Annotated in this window: 16 protein-coding genes; 7 read left to right on the forward strand and 9 right to left on the reverse strand. The window is 60.1% G+C overall.

Translation table 11 applies throughout. The features are described from left to right. The first annotated feature begins 39 nt into the window (after positions 1-39). Positions 40-507: a MarR family winged helix-turn-helix transcriptional regulator gene (locus ACD590_RS25220; protein ID WP_168277620.1), complete on the forward strand. Its 468-nt coding sequence runs from the start codon at positions 40-42 to the stop codon at positions 505-507. 20 nt (positions 508-527) lie between these two features. On the opposite strand, the gene ACD590_RS25225 is transcribed toward ACD590_RS25220, so the two are convergent. Further along, positions 528-1,307, reverse strand: coding sequence for an SDR family oxidoreductase (locus ACD590_RS25225; protein WP_168277619.1), 780 nt, complete (start codon positions 1,305-1,307; stop codon positions 528-530). Next, positions 1,307-1,627, reverse strand: coding sequence for a nuclear transport factor 2 family protein (locus ACD590_RS25230; protein WP_439003630.1), 321 nt, complete (start codon positions 1,625-1,627; stop codon positions 1,307-1,309). The genes ACD590_RS25225 and ACD590_RS25230 overlap by 1 nt, the downstream gene beginning before the upstream one ends. A gap of 94 nt (positions 1,628-1,721) precedes the next feature. On the opposite strand from ACD590_RS25230, the gene ACD590_RS25235 reads away from it, so the two are divergent. After that, positions 1,722-2,624: a LysR family transcriptional regulator gene (locus tag ACD590_RS25235; RefSeq protein ID WP_018245586.1), complete on the forward strand. Its 903-nt coding sequence runs from the start codon at positions 1,722-1,724 to the stop codon at positions 2,622-2,624. A gap of 81 nt (positions 2,625-2,705) precedes the next feature. On the opposite strand, the gene ACD590_RS25240 is transcribed toward ACD590_RS25235, so the two are convergent. Further along, positions 2,706-3,932 (reverse strand): MFS transporter, encoded by a 1,227-nt coding sequence (locus tag ACD590_RS25240; RefSeq protein ID WP_439003631.1) that lies wholly within the window; start codon positions 3,930-3,932, stop codon positions 2,706-2,708. Between the two features lie 118 nt (positions 3,933-4,050). Between ACD590_RS25240 and ACD590_RS25245 the strand changes: the two genes are divergently transcribed. Continuing rightward, on the forward strand, positions 4,051-4,641 hold the full coding sequence (locus ACD590_RS25245) for a TetR/AcrR family transcriptional regulator (protein ID WP_439003632.1): 591 nt from the start codon (positions 4,051-4,053) through the stop codon (positions 4,639-4,641). A gap of 10 nt (positions 4,642-4,651) precedes the next feature. Here ACD590_RS25245 and ACD590_RS25250 read toward each other — a convergent pair whose 3' ends face one another. Continuing rightward, positions 4,652-4,780 (reverse strand): hypothetical protein, encoded by a 129-nt coding sequence (locus ACD590_RS25250; RefSeq protein WP_281024506.1) that lies wholly within the window; start codon positions 4,778-4,780, stop codon positions 4,652-4,654. Between the two features lie 149 nt (positions 4,781-4,929). Between ACD590_RS25250 and ACD590_RS25255 the strand changes: the two genes are divergently transcribed. After that, complete coding sequence (locus ACD590_RS25255; protein WP_047619995.1) at positions 4,930-5,499, forward strand: nucleoside 2-deoxyribosyltransferase; 570 nt, start codon at positions 4,930-4,932, stop codon at positions 5,497-5,499. Positions 5,500-5,676: 177 nt separating this feature from the next. Here the strand turns inward: ACD590_RS25255 and ACD590_RS25260 are convergent, their stop codons facing one another. From ACD590_RS25260 to ACD590_RS25270, 3 genes are all read right to left on the reverse strand, one after another. Then, positions 5,677-7,023 (reverse strand): SLC13 family permease, encoded by a 1,347-nt coding sequence (locus ACD590_RS25260; RefSeq protein WP_439003633.1) that lies wholly within the window; start codon positions 7,021-7,023, stop codon positions 5,677-5,679. A gap of 98 nt (positions 7,024-7,121) precedes the next feature. Then, positions 7,122-8,636 carry a malonate--CoA ligase gene (locus tag ACD590_RS25265; protein ID WP_439003634.1) on the reverse strand — a complete coding sequence of 505 codons (1,515 nt, stop codon included), beginning with the start codon at positions 8,634-8,636 and terminating at the stop codon, positions 7,122-7,124. Continuing rightward, positions 8,633-10,021 carry a malonyl-CoA decarboxylase gene (locus ACD590_RS25270; protein WP_439003635.1) on the reverse strand — a complete coding sequence of 463 codons (1,389 nt, stop codon included), beginning with the start codon at positions 10,019-10,021 and terminating at the stop codon, positions 8,633-8,635. Before ACD590_RS25270 ends, ACD590_RS25265 begins: the two co-directional genes overlap by 4 nt. Before the next feature lie 163 nt (positions 10,022-10,184). On the opposite strand from ACD590_RS25270, the gene ACD590_RS25275 reads away from it, so the two are divergent. Further along, on the forward strand, positions 10,185-10,835 hold the full coding sequence (locus ACD590_RS25275) for a GntR family transcriptional regulator (RefSeq protein ID WP_026188687.1): 651 nt from the start codon (positions 10,185-10,187) through the stop codon (positions 10,833-10,835). 179 nt (positions 10,836-11,014) lie between these two features. Here the strand turns inward: ACD590_RS25275 and ACD590_RS25280 are convergent, their stop codons facing one another. Beyond that, on the reverse strand, positions 11,015-11,206 hold the full coding sequence (locus ACD590_RS25280) for a hypothetical protein (protein ID WP_439004045.1): 192 nt from the start codon (positions 11,204-11,206) through the stop codon (positions 11,015-11,017). A gap of 9 nt (positions 11,207-11,215) precedes the next feature. On the opposite strand from ACD590_RS25280, the gene ACD590_RS25285 reads away from it, so the two are divergent. Then, a complete protein-coding gene (locus ACD590_RS25285) occupies positions 11,216-12,082 on the forward strand; it encodes a creatininase family protein (RefSeq protein WP_439003636.1) in 867 nt (288 codons plus the stop codon). Here the strand turns inward: ACD590_RS25285 and ACD590_RS25290 are convergent. Beyond that, positions 12,045-13,034, reverse strand: coding sequence for a LysR family transcriptional regulator (locus tag ACD590_RS25290; protein WP_003562367.1), 990 nt, complete (start codon positions 13,032-13,034; stop codon positions 12,045-12,047). The two genes, ACD590_RS25285 and ACD590_RS25290, sit on opposite strands and share 38 nt — an antisense overlap. A 184-nt stretch (positions 13,035-13,218) precedes the next feature. Between ACD590_RS25290 and ACD590_RS25295 the strand changes: the two genes are divergently transcribed. Further along, positions 13,219-14,235, forward strand: a complete 1,017-nt coding sequence (locus ACD590_RS25295; protein ID WP_131590911.1) for an ABC transporter substrate-binding protein — start codon at positions 13,219-13,221, stop codon at positions 14,233-14,235. Positions 14,236-14,298: the final 63 nt, after the last annotated feature.

A 14,298-nucleotide genomic window follows, 5' to 3' on the forward strand; every position in this document is an offset into this window, starting at 1 on the left:
CTATTGCATAGGGTATATGGAGATCTACAGGAGTTCAGAATGACCAAACGCCATAACGACCCACCCCCCCTGCACGACCAACTGTGCTACGCGATTTACACTGCCGGAATTGCAATCCAGCGCGCCTACAAACCTCTTCTCGACGAGTTGGGCCTGACGTACCCGCAGTACCTCGTGCTCAATGTGTTGTGGAGCGAAGATGGGCAGACGGTCGGTGCCATTGCCAACGCCCTTGCCCTGGAATCCAGCACGCTGACGCCGCTATTGAAGCGCCTTGAGACATCCGGGTTGCTGCGCAGGACCAGAAACCTGAGCAACGAGCGCCAGGTGTTGATTGCGTTGACCGACGAAGGCCGGGCATTGCAGCACAAGGCTGGTTGTCTCAGCGACACCTTGCTTGCTGCCTCGACCCAGACGCCACAGGAATTGGGCGCTCTGAACCGCGACGTCCGTCATCTCCGCAACGCGATCTATTCCCAGATCAGCGGGTGGGATGCGCCGACCTGAGTTGCCGTGCATGTCGGCGCCTAGGCTGTTGGCACTGTCCCTCCATCGATCGTATATTCAGTACCAGTGATCGACGCAGCGCGGTCGGAGGCGAGGAAGGCAATCAGGTTTGCGACCTCGTCCGGTTTTGCCGGACGACCGAGCGGAATGCCGCCCAGCCCATCCATAATGATCTTTTTGCCGCCCTCAAGGTCAGTTCCCGCCTGCTTCGCCAGACGCTCGGCAAGACGGACCGAGGCTTCCGTTTCGATCCAGCCAGGCGCCACCCGAACGACCCGGACACCTTTTGGCGACACTTCCTTCGACATCGCCTTGCTGTATGTGGAAAGTGCTGCCTTGGCTGCAGCATAGGCAGTCGTCGATTCCGGAAGCGGCAGGACCCTCTGGATGGATGTAACGTGCACGACCACACCGTTTCCTCGGGTGACCATGTCCGGAACGAGCAGCCGATCCAGTCGGACAGCCGGAAACAGATTGAGCGACAGCTCCTTATGCCAGTCGTCGTCCGACAGTGCAGAAAATCCACCTCCGGCTGCTGAAGAGCCGCCTAGCATATGGACGATGACGTCGACGCCGCGGAGACGTTGACGCACGGCGCCTGCGACGATTGCGCAGCCTTCCTCGGTGGTCAGATCTGCTTCGACGAACAGTTCTTCCGGTAGGTTTTCCGGACGGGCCCGCGCTGTCGTCAGCACCTCTGCGCCGAGCTCCCGAAACAGGCTGACGGTCGCAGCGCCGGCACCTTTGGTCCCAGCCGTGATGAGGACGCGTTTGCCTTCCAAATTGAGAAAGTCAGTCATTATTGGATCTCCAGGCTGACGATCTTGCCGTCTTTGATGGCAAAGTCGTAGGTGAGGGTCACCGGGCTACCGGGAAACTGGCCGCTCACCTTGGCTCGGATGAGCGCTTTGTCACAGTCGACCGTGCATTCCAAAGGTTCAGCAACGTACTGAGCCGCCTTCTTCGCAGCCACCCACCATTCTCGGATTGCGGCAACGCCTTGATGGCGAGCTCGTTCGTCTTCGACGAAGGCTTGGACCGCAAAGGTGTCCAGCAGCGCATTCGCGTCATTGCGACGGTCTGCTTCAAAGTACGTGTTAATGATACCGGGCATATCCATTGTGTTCTCCTCATAACCTAACCGATACTTATCCCTCGACCATTGCATAAATAAGTGGGATAAACCGGCATGCGATGATGAACAGGTCGGGACAATGGAGCTAGCCAGCCTGAAGGAACTTGAAGCGGCCATTGCAATTGCTAGGCGCGGGACTTTTCGAGCAGCGGCCATTGATCTCGGCATGTCCACGACCGCGTTGAGCCACACGATAAGCAGGCTCGAGGCGGGACTTGGCGTGCGGTTGTTCAACCGCACCACCCGCAGTGTCTCGCTGACGGACGCCGGCCGGTTGTTTGTGCAGCAGGTCGCGCCCTCGCTTCAGGAGCTCCATGCTGCTCTGGATCTGGTTCGCTCCCATCGCGAGACTCCTTCCGGAACAATACGGATCAACGCAGCGCCATTTGCGGCGCGCGCCATCATCTCACCGCTCGTGCTGGAGTTCCTGCGCCGCTATCCGGACATGAATGTCGATATCGTTACCGAGGGGAAAATGGTCGATATCGTCAAGGACGGGTTCGATCTGGGCGTCAGGGTTGAAGGCCTCGTTCCCACCGACATGATTGCCGTTTCGCTCGGGCTGCCTCAGCGACACGCTGTCGTCGGGTCTCCTGAGTATTTCAAGAAGCACGGTAGGCCCATAGTGCCTCCGGATCTTCTCAATCACAGATGCATCCGCGTGCGGCTGCCTGACGGCTCCTTATTTCGATGGCGGTTCGAAAAAGACGGCGAGCCGGTGCAGATAGATGTACGGGGGCCAATCGCACTCGATGAGGCAAGCCTTACGCGGACTGCCGTGCTCGAAAGCGCCGGCGTGGGCTACCTCTTTGAACAAGACATACTCTCGGAGATAGAGGCGGGGCGCGTTGTTCGTGTTCTAGAAGATTGGACGCCGCCCTATCCAGGCCTATGCCTCTACTATCCTGGACGCCGAAATCTATCGGCTGGCGTCAGAGCATTTCTCGACTTAGCTCGTGAGTTCTCCCGAAAAGCGGCTTAACCCACTGCCTTCCGCCTTGAACGGTCTCGAACCGTTGGCCGGTGAACCCTCCTGCTTCGTTCCTGTCTACCGCCCGCCCTGCTACTGCGCCGGTTCCAGCATCGCGCAATCTTCCCCGTCGGTGCACTCTCCCGAGAGGGTGCGCTGACCAAGCGCAATGATAAGGACGGTCGCCGTCCCGGCGGCCGCAGACACCCAGAATCCGCTCTGGGGACCGTAGCTGTCGACGACCCAGCCCGAGACGAAGGCACCAAGCGCCATACCGATGCCGATGCCGGTCATGACCCAGGTGACACCTTCCGTCAGCACCGATTCCGGCACGCGACGCTCAATCAGTCCGAAGGCCGTTATAAAGGTCGGCGAGATCGCGATGCCGCTGACGAAGACGGCAATTGCAAGCAGGTTTACCGAGCTGCCAGCGACGAGAAGCGGCAGCGAGGTCAGTGCGAGGATCGCAACAGCGATCAGCAGCTGGCGGTGCAAGGGGATGCGCAGATTAAGCGCGCCGAGGGTCAAGCCCAATAGGAACGAACCGAGGGCATAGACACCGATGACCAGGCTTGCCGCATTCGACTGACCAAGCTCTTTGGTGATGGCGACAACACTCACCTCAGCGGTTGCGAAGATCGCGCCGACGAAGATCAGCGCGAGCGTGATGATCTGCACCGGACGCTGCCGGATCGCGGAGCCAACCGAAGCCGCGCCGGCGACATGACGCACCTTCGGCTCGGTGCCGCGCTGTACGATGAAGGCGGCCGTCCCTAGCGCTAGAAAAGCTGTGCTCACCATCATGCCGGCTTCCGGGAATAGGGCGACCGCAAGCCCGACTGACAGCGAGGCGCCGGCGATATAGACCAGTTCGTCCGCGGCACTTTCGAACGCGAAGGCCGTGTTGAGCTCGGGCTTGTTGCGAAAGAGTTCCGTCCAGCGTGCCCGCATCAGCGCCGGAATGCTTGGCATGGCCGCCGCGAGAAAGGCTGAGGCAAACAGCGTCCACACCGGCCAGTTCTGGTTGGCCGCGGCGATCAGCGCGATGAACGCCAGTACTGACACGATGGTTGTGGGAACGACCACTGCCGTCTGGCCCAGCCGGTCGACCGCTCGCGAAATCTGCGGTGAAATCACCGCATTGGTGAGCGCATAGGTCGCCGACACGGCGCCTGCCAGCCAATATTCGCCATGTGCCTGGGAGAGCATGGCAACGATGCCAATCGGCGCCATGGCGATGGGAAGGCGTGCGAAAAATCCGGCTACGGAGAAGCCCTTGGCCCCAGGTGCCGCGAATATCTGTTTATACGGATTTGACATGGGACGATCCTTCCAGCTATCGGATAGAACACTTATATACGGAGCGTATGTGTTTAGATAATGCATACGCCACGTATGTCAATGAAAAAGATACGCGGCGTATGTCAAAGGAGTAGCCATGCGCAAACCGCGCCAGGAGATGATCGCAGAGACCCGCGGCAAACTTATCGCAGCCGGGCGGCGTGCCTTTGGCGCGATCGGCTACGCGGAAGCGTCGATGGACGATTTCACCGGCGAAGCGGGACTGACGCGCGGGGCCCTCTATCACCATTTCGGTGACAAGAGGGGCCTGCTCCAGGCCGTGATCATGGAAATCGACGCGGAAATGACTGAACGGCTGAATGAGGTCTCGGCCGCCGCTCCCACGCGCTGGCAGGGCTTTGTCGATGAGTGCTCCGCTTATATCGAAATGGCGCTTGAGCCCGAAATCCAGCGTATCATGTTTCGCGATGGCCCTGCCGTCCTCGGCGATATCTCGCAATGGCAGAACACCCCCGGCTGTATCGCCGCCCTCTCTCGCAGCCTCGACCGTCTCAAGGCCGATGGCGAGATCATCGACATCGACACCGAAACCGCCGCTCGCCTCATCAATGGCGCCAGCAGCCATATGGCGCTGTGGATCGCCAATGCGGAGAGCCCGGAGGCGGTTTCGAAGCGGGCGGTCGCGGGGTTCAAGGCTATGTTGGGGAGCCTCCGCCGACAGGAATGAGGTGTTTGATTCACCGCTCAGTCGCCGCGGGCAGTTCATTGCGCACCGTGTTGACGTCGAGCGGGGCCGCGCCGCCAACATTGACATCGAGCACGAGCAGGCCTGACGTGGCGATGGCACCGCGTTGCCTATGCTGCACTTACAATCTGCAGCACGGCGGCGTGATCTCTGCGCGTGCAGATACGCGCTGCGGCATGGGCGGTTTCGCCCACTGGATTGTGATCCTACTTCGCTGTAGAGCGAGGGAGGTATTTTGATGCCAAGCCCATCCCTTTTAGGTGCGATTCTATGACAAAAAAAGTTTATCTCGCCGGTCCGGAGGTCTTCCTTCCCAACGCCCGTGAAATGCTCGACCGCAAGGCGGCACTTGCCCGTGAGGCGGGACTTATTCCGCTCTCGCCTGGCGATCTGGAAATCCCGCACACGAACTCGAAGCGCGAGCGGGCGGCTGCGATAAACGCAGTGGACGAGAAGATGATGATTGAGGCTGACGCGATCATCGCCAATCTGACGCCCTTTCGTGGCATCGCCGCCGATACAGGGACGGCCTTCGAACTCGGCTTTATGTGCGCAAGCGGTAAGCCTGTGTTCGCCTACACGAATGTGGCCCGCGATCACAGCGGGCGGGTGAGCGATCTTTATGACGGGGCCGTCGCCTATGATGCTGAAGGTCGACTGCGGGACCCGAATGGAATTGCGGTCGAGGATTTCGGCCTGGCCGACAATCTGATGCTGCACGCCGGGATTGAGCGGCGCGGTGGCGTCCTGATCATAGGAGACGCGGCGCGAGATGCGCTTTATACGGATCTTGCGGCGTTCAAAGCGTGTCTTGCCGTCGCCGTTGAGAAACTGCGCTAAGGAGCTGAATGATAAGACGTCCCTCTAGTTGGCAAGAGCTGGCCGCCCGCTTCACGCCGGCAGAAGGGATCGTTCTCCCTGGAAAACGTTTTTCCACGTTTCGGTAATTGGGACATCCACGGTCTCTAAGTGTGCCGAACAGGGCTCGGCACACTTTTCGCTGGGAGCAGCCCGTCGTCAAACCAGCCCGGGCACGACGAACACCAACCAGGCAACGATCGGACCGATGATAGCGATCAAGGCGCTGTAGATCAGTAGCTGTCGCAACACCTGCTCACGGCTGTCGTCCCGCGCATTGGCGACGACAAGGGCGCCATTGGTGGAGAATGGGCTGGTGTCGACGATCGTCGTCGAGATGGCGATCGCCGCGACCACACCGATGGCGCTGATGTGGCCCTGCAGGAGGAATGGAACGGCAAGCGGGATGATCGCGCCGAGCAGCGCGGTCGAGGAAGCAAAGGCCGAGACGATGGCGCCCGTAAAGCAAAGCAGGAGCGCTACCAGTAGCGGCATGCCGAGACTGGATATGCCATTCGCCACGTAGTCGACCGTACCGGCCTTCTCCATGACGCCGACATAGGTGATGATGCCGGCAATCAGCAGCACGGTCGACCAACTGACTTTGTCGATTGCGGCCTTCTGGGTCTTCGGTGACAGCAGCGCGAGGACGACGGCGACGGTCATGGCGACGAGGCCAACATTGAACTTGAAAACCAGGGCGCCGATGCCGAGCGCCGTCAGGCCGATCAAGGTGGTAATTCTCTCATTGTTCAGACGCAACGTCGTCGCGGTATCGGCCGCCGTACCATAGGCATGCTCTCTGATCGGTTTTGCCGGCGTGCCGCCGTGGCCTCTGATCGAGGCCGATACGCCCTCGGGATGGAGTTCGGGCAAGGGGCCAAGTGATGCGGGATCGTGCTTCATCACCCTCGCGCCGCCGAACACGAAGAAGACCAGCACCGCGATCGCCAGGTTAAAGAAGAAGCTGGAAAGAAACAGCGAGGTCGGAGCGAAAGGCAGGCCGGCCTTCGCAACGATCTGGTTGGTGATTCCGCCATAGATGCTGATCGGCGAGAAGCCGCCTGCCTGCGCGCCGTGGATCACCATCAGACCCATCATCACCGGATGAATGCGGTACTGCACGGCAAAGCTCAACGCGACGGGTGCGAGAATGGCGACCGCAGCAGGCCCAAGTGCACCGAAGCCAGTAATGATGGCGGCGACAAGGAACATCACCCAGGGAATCAAGCCGATCCGCCCGCGCACCAGGCGGACGGCACATTCGACGAGCCAGTCGATCGTGCCGTTGATCTGCGCTATGGCGAAGAGGTAGGTGACGGCGACGAGCGTCAGGAACAGATCACTCGGAAAGCCGGCAAATATATCGTTGGTTTTCATCCCGATGATCATGGAGCCGAGCACGAAGGCGCCGGCAAAAGCGAGCGCACCCATGTTGATTGGCTGGATCGTCGCAATGATGAACATGGCGATCAGCAGGCCTATGGACAGTAATTCAATACCCATGATTCCCCTCCCTCCGACGCCTCCGCGTCGCAGTTGCTGTTTTCAAGATTGATGCGGGATGTCGACGCACTCTCCTCCTCCCAGAGAGCGCGGTCGCCTTACATCCTGGTATAAAGATCGGCGTATTGCTGCCGCAGGATGTTTTTCTGAACCTTACCCATCGTGTTGCGCGGCAAGTCTTCGGCAAAGATGATGCGCTTGGGTTGTTTGTAGCGCGCGAGCCGGTCCTGGAGGGCGCTGACGATGGCCTTTTCATCGAGGGCAGCGCCGGGCTTGCGCACGACGACGGCCGTTACGCCTTCTCCGAAATCGGGATGCGGCACACCGATCACAGCGCTCTCAACTACACCCTCGATCTGGTCGATCTCGCCCTCAATCTCTTTCGGATAGATGTTGTATCCACCGGAAATCACCAGATCCTTGCCGCGGCCGACGATGTGGACATAACCGTCGCGGTCGATCTTGCCGAGATCGCCGCTGATGAAGAAACCGTCGGCGGTGAATTCGGCCGCGGTTTTTTCGGGCATGCGCCAATAGCCCTTGAAAACGTTCGGCCCCTTGATCTCGATCATGCCGGTTTGTTCGGGCGGCAGCGCGAGCCCGGTGGCGGGATCGGTGACGCGCACCGTCACATCAGGCAGCGGGAAGCCGACCGTTCCGGCAATCCGTTTCCCCTCGTAAGGGTTGGACGTGTTCATATTGGTTTCCGTCATGCCGTAGCGCTCGAGAATGGCGTGACCGGTACGTGCCTGGAACTCGGTATGTGTTTCTGCAAGCAGTGGAGCCGAACCGGAAATGAAGAGGCGGATGTTGGCGACCGCTTGCTTGTCGAGGCGCGGGCTCTGCAGGAGGCGCACGTAGAAGGTCGGCACGCCCATCAGCATCGTTGCCTCCGGCATCAGCGACAGGATCTCCTCCGGGTCGAACTTCGACAGCAGGAACATCGAGGCGCCGGCGAGCAGTGTGACGTTCGTGGCGACGAACAGTCCATGCGTGTGGAAGATCGGCAAGGCATGGATCAGTCGATCGCCGGCGGTGACGCGCCAAAAATCTCGCAAGGTCAGGGCGTTCGAGAGCAGGTTCCCATGCGTGAGCATCGCCCCCTTGGAGCGTCCCGTCGTTCCGGACGTGTAGAGGATCGCCGCCAGATCATCGGCGGAGCGCGAGGCATCGACAAAGTCGGCCGCCTCATCGCGGGCGAGATCCAGCAACGAGCCACTGCCATCAGCATCGAGCGTTTCGATGATCGCACCGTGGGGCTTGGCGATTGTCTCCACGCCCGCTCGAGCAGCCGACGCAACAACCACCAAACGCGGCTCCGCATCGCCGATAAAGTAATCGAGCTCAGCCAGCGTATAGGCGGTGTTGAGCGGCAGGTAGACGGCGCCGCTTCGAAGACAGGCGAGATAGAGGATCAATGCCTCGGCACTTTTCTCGACCTGCACCGCAACGCGGTCGCCGGGGCGAATGCCGAGCGTGTCCATCGCGCCGGCAATGCGGCCGGAAAGAGCGAAGGCGTCGTCATAGGTCCATGTGCGCGTGTTATCGATCCGGATGAATGGTGCGTTACCGGGCGCGGCGGCCCGCATGGCGTCGAAAAGATGGTTGCTCACTTTCGCCCTCCTCCAAGTGTTGAATTCACTATCTGTGCGAATGGCCGGGAGCCTTGCTGGCCATTGCCGCCGCTGCGGCTTTCGTCGTTCTGGTTGAGCAGGCTTTTGACAGCAGGCGAGGCAATCACCTCGCCGCGCTGCGCCAGAGCCTCGTGGTTGGCCACGATGTCGTCGAGCTTGTAGAGATAGTTGACCATCAGGCCGTGTGCCTGCTGCATCGCCTTGGTCGAGTGGTCGCCAAGAAAATTCAGTCTTTCAAGTCGAGCGCCGTTGCCGAGATGGAAGCGGGCGACAGGATCGACGGGGCGGCCCTCCGGCGTCCGTTCGACCAGGAAATAGCGCGCCGCAAGAGGCAGCAGCACGCGCTCCACTTCGGTCGCCGTCTTCTTGTCGTCGGGCCAGTTCGGATCGTCCAGCGCCGTCAGCGTTTCCGGGCGCGCCTTGGCAAGCCAGCGGGCAAAGCCCGGGACGGGCGACAGCGTGACGAAATTCTTCAGACCGGGCAGGTCTCTGCGCAGGTCTTCGACGACCTGCTTGATCAGGAAGTTGCCGAACGAGATTCCGCGCAAGCCATCCTGGCAGTTGGAGATCGAATAGAAGACAGCCGTCGTTGCCTCGTCGGCATTGATCTGCTGCCTGCCCTCGTCGAGCACATCCCCGATCGCCCTCGGCACCGATCTTGTCAGCGCCACCTCGACGAACACGAGCGGCTCGTCGGCCAGTCGGGGGTGGAAGAAGGCAAAGCATCGGCGGTCGGCCGGCGCCAACCGCCTGCGCAACTCCTCCCAGCCGGCGATCTCGTGCACGGCCTCGTATTTGATGATCTTTTCAAGGATGTAAGCCGGTGTCGTCCAGTCGATCGGGCGCAGCGTCAGGAAGCCGCGATTGAACCAGGAGCCGAACAGATGGGTGAAGTCGGCGTCAAGCGCGTGATAACCTGCGGATTGGTCTTTGGAAGCAAGCAGCTGCTGACGCATCCGGACCAGCTTGGCGGTGCCGTTCGGCGCGTGGTTCAATCGGCGCAAAAGCTCCTGTCGCCGCGGCTCGGCTGCCTGATGGAGAGCAATGATCGCGGCAGAGCTTCTGTCAGCGCGGTAATTTTCAATTGCCTGGTCGAGCTTGGTCGTGTCGGGCCCGAACTTTTCATGCAGCATAAGCAGGAATTTCTGCGCGCCCTCGCTCTCGAGTGCGCCCCAGCGATCGAGTATCTCGGCGGCAAGCGCCATGCCCGAGGCCTCGCCCCGGCTCGACAGCAGCATTTCACAGAGTGTCTGGAGATCGACCTTGGCTGCGACCTGCGTGGCGCGCGCGCCGGAAAACAGGAGCTGGCGTCCGCGATCCGTGATGCTCTGTAGCATGTCGGTGAAGAAGGAAGCCTCAGACATGCCATTTCTCCTCTCTTCTGCCGGCCAGCCAGGTGCGGACCTTTATGACGGCTGCTTCCCATCCTCGGGTTTCACCGGTAGTATGTAAAATGCCACTCTTCGTACACGAGGTCAACAATCGTGTATACAAGAATAGCATTTTTGTATGAGGAAAGTGAAACGAATGTCCGAGAATGTCGGCCGATGGCTTCGGGATGAGATTGAAAATTCAATTCTTTCCAACGAGTTCTCTCCCGGTGAGCGGCTCGACGAAACGGTGCTTGCGACGCGTTTCGGGGTCTCCCGCACGCCGGTGCGCGAGGCGCTGATGCAGCTCGATGCCATTGGTCTCATCGAAATTCGACCGCGCAGAGGTGCTGTTGTCATCGATCCGGGGCCGCACCGCGTCTATGAGATGTTCGAAGTTATGGCGGAACTGGAGGGCCTGGCCGGGTCGCTCGCCGCGCGGCGGCTGGACAAGACCTCTCGAGAAGCGATCACGGCCACCCACGGCCGCTGTGAGCAATCAGCCGCTGCCGGTGACAGTGATGCCTATTATTACGACAATGAGGAGTTCCATAAGGCCATCTACGCCGCCGGCCGAAGCGATTTCCTTGAGCAGCAATGTCTGCAATTGCATCGACGCCTGCGGCCTTATCGCCGCCTCCAACTACGTGTGCGCAACCGCCTGTCGACGTCCTTCTTGGAACATTGCGCCATCGTCGATGCGATCTTTGCCGGAGATGGAGATGAGGCCCGCCGGCTGCTGCGGGGTCATGTCGGCATTCAGGGCGAGAGGTTCAGCGATCTGGTCGCGAGCATGGCGGCCAGATGAGGCTCTAGCGCATAACCCCGAAAATCGGAACCGAATTTCGGAGAGGATTATGCGCTAATTCAAAGAGATAGAGCGCCCTTAACGCGTCTGAAAGACGCGCGGCGCTCTAGGCGTGGTGCTTCCAGATCGAATGCAACGGTCATCAGATAGGGCGAACCATCTCGCTGCCATCCCGCGAGTTAGTTCTTCATTGCGCCGCCGGCGGCCACGATATCGTCTGGCGTATCGACGTCGAGGCTGCGAGCCACATATTCAATGAAGTTGCCTTGGATGCGGAAGCGTCGGCGCAGCGTCTCGTCGATGCGGTTGCCGACCATGCCTACGCCGGAGGAGTGACGCCCGCTGATGCGTACGAAAAAAAGCAGCGCCATGCGCAAAAAATGATGCTTTTCCGGCTTATCTTTATTCCCTACTCCCTATCGAAGCAGGTGACGAAAAGGGAAGACCGCATGGCTACGCCGTTTTACTGGAACGAGCTCAATACATACGATTTTGCCGGCCTCTCCCCCGAGACCACGATTGCCGTTCTGCCTATCGCCTCGACGGAACAGCACGGCCCGCATCTGCCGATCGCAACGGATGTCGCCATCGCGACCGGCATGCTGGCGGAGCTGAAGAGGCAGCGGCCGAAGGATCTGGATATCCTGGTCCTTCCGACACAGGAGATCGGCAAGGCCAACGAACACATCTACGGCCCCGGCACGCTGTCGCTCAGTGCCGAGCTGCTCATCCCCGTCTGGACGGCGATTGGTGCGAAGGTTGCCGAAGCCGGGCTGCGGAAGATGGTGATCGTCAATTCCCACGGCGGCAATGTCGACATCATGAGCATCGTCGCGCGCGAACTGCGCGTGCGCCATCAAATGGCGGTGGTCTCCACCCAATGGGGCCGTTTCGGTCATCCGGAAGGTATGGTCAGCGATCACGAGAGCAAATACGGCATCCACGGCGGCGATGTCGAGACGTCGTTGATGCTGCACTTCCGCCCCGAACTGGTGCGCATGGACAAGGCCCAAAATTTTACCTCGAAGGCCGAAGGGATGCGGGAGCAATCCAAATTTCTTCAGCCTCTGCCGCCGCATTCGCTGGCCTGGATCGCGCATGACCTCAATCCCTTCGGCGTTGTCGGCGATGCCTCGATCGCCAAAGCCGAAAAGGGCGAGGCGATCTGCCGCCATCAGGTCAAGGGGTTTGTCGAGCTGCTCCAGGATCTCAAGGCCTATCCGCTTTCGAATCTCTATGTGAAATAGGCTCAGCCGCGGGTTTCACATCCGGTGGGATATGACCCTTGGCCTGCAATTCCTGCACCAGGCCGAGCAGTTCGGCGAGCAGATATTCGACGAAAAGGCTGGTGGCCGCGTCGAGGGGCGCGCGGGCGCGGGCAAACAGCTTCATCTGCTGGTAACGCGCATGCGGCTCGGCGATCGGCCGGAAGACCAGTTCACCGCGCCGGCATTCGGTGATGACGTCGAGCGGATTGAGCAGCGTCAGCCCCGTGCCGCATTTGACGAGCTGTTTCAGCATCTCCGATGCATTGGTTTCCAGTACCGGCTCGACCGAGATGGGCAGGCGCGCAAAAGCAAGGTTGATCACCTCGCGCAGGCTGGTGCCCGGCTGCGCCAGAACCAGTTTTTCCTGAGTGACATCGGCGAGGTTGATCGGTCCGGGACCGATCAGGTGATGCCCCGGCGGCAGCACGACACCGATCGGGATATCGAAATTTCCGAGCGTGCGGATGCCCGGCGTGGCTGGGATGTTGAAGCCGAGACCAATATCCACTTCGCCTGATACAACGGGGCTGGCCGTCGTGCCGCCGGTATCGTTGCGCAGCTGGACGAAGACGCGCGGATGTTCTGAAAGAAAGCGCGCGATGATTTCGGGCAGCGGCCCGGCGGCAAGCCCAACGGTCGTCACCATGCGCACCTTTCCCGCCTGCTGCATCTTGAGGCTGCGGATGCGCCCCTCGAGGCGCTCGTAATTCTTCAGCACGTCCCGGATATGCTCGATACAGAGTTCGCCGGCAGCCGTCAGCCGCAGGCCACGCGGCAGCCGCTCGAAAAGCGGCGCCCCGATCTCCTCCTCCAGCGCCAAAATCTGCCTGTTGACCGCCGAAGACGCCACGTTGAGGCGCGCGGCCGCCTTGCGGATCGAACCGCAACGGGCGATCTCATTGATGTAAAGAAGGCGTCTGGAGTGCAACATGATCTCTCCAATGCATAAATTTTGCGCAGGACGCACAAATTATCTTCAGCTTTCCCAGAGATGCCGAAAAGGCATCAATGCGCACGAATTTTGATGCTTTTCAAAGCGCATGGCAATGGCTCAAATTCCCTCAAAAGGGAGCCGAGAAAGGCGTCCCTCGACCACAAAAGGGGAACTGCCGACCATGTTGAAAGCACAGACGAAGATGCAATTCCTGGGCTGCCTCGGCCTCGCCTCGATGCTTGCCGCCGCCTCGCCGGCGCTTGCCCTCGACAAGGTGAGCTACGGGACGAACTGGCTTGCCCAGGCGGAACATGGCGGCTTCTACCAAGCCGTCGCCGACGGCACCTATGCAAAATACGGCCTCGACGTCACCATCGTCCAGGGCGGCCCGAATGCTGCAAACAGCGCGCTACTGATCTCCGGCAAGCTCGATTTCTACATGGGCGGCCCTCAGGGCGAAATATCCGCCGTCGAACAGGGCATTCCGCTGGTCGATGTCGCCGCGATCTTCCAAAAGGATCCGCAGGTGCTGATCGCCCATCCGGACAATGGCGTCGACAAGTTCGAGGACCTCGCCAAGCTGAAAACGCTGTTCCTCAGCAAGGACGGCTACCTCACCTATTTCGAATGGATGAAGGCAAACTTCAAAGGTTTCAAGGACGAGCAGTACAAGCCCTATAACTTCAGTCCCGCCCCCTTCCTCGCAGACAAGGACTCTGCCCAGCAGGGGTACCTGACCTCCGAACCTTACGAGATCCAGAAGCAGGCAGGCTTCGAGCCGAAGGTCTTCCTGCTCGCCGACAACGGCTACTCGCCCTATTCGACGATGATCACGACAACACAGGCGATGATCGACAGCAAGTCCGATGTCGTGCAGCGCTTCGTCGATGCCTCGATCGAGGGCTGGTACAACTACCTCCATGGCGACAACAGCAAGGCGAACGAGCTGATCAAGAAGGATAATCCTGAAATGACGGATGGCCAGCTCGCCTACTCGGTCGCCAAGATGAAGGAATACGGCATCATCGAATCCGGCGACAGCCTCGACAAGGGCATCGGCTGCATCACCGATGCGCACTACAAGACGTTCTTCAACGAGATGGTGGCGATCAAGGTCTTCAAGCCGGAGACGGATTACACCAAAGCGTTTACGACGAAGTTCGTCTGCAAGAGCACCGGCGTGGCACTGAAGAAGTAGGCCGACCGACGGCTCTCCCCTGGTCCGCCATTGAGGACGTGGCGGGCCGTATCCTCCCGCATG

It is taken from the genome of Rhizobium sp. 862_C5_N1_2 (assembly GCF_051811205.1).
GTDB lineage: Bacteria > Pseudomonadota > Alphaproteobacteria > Rhizobiales > Rhizobiaceae > Rhizobium > Rhizobium leguminosarum.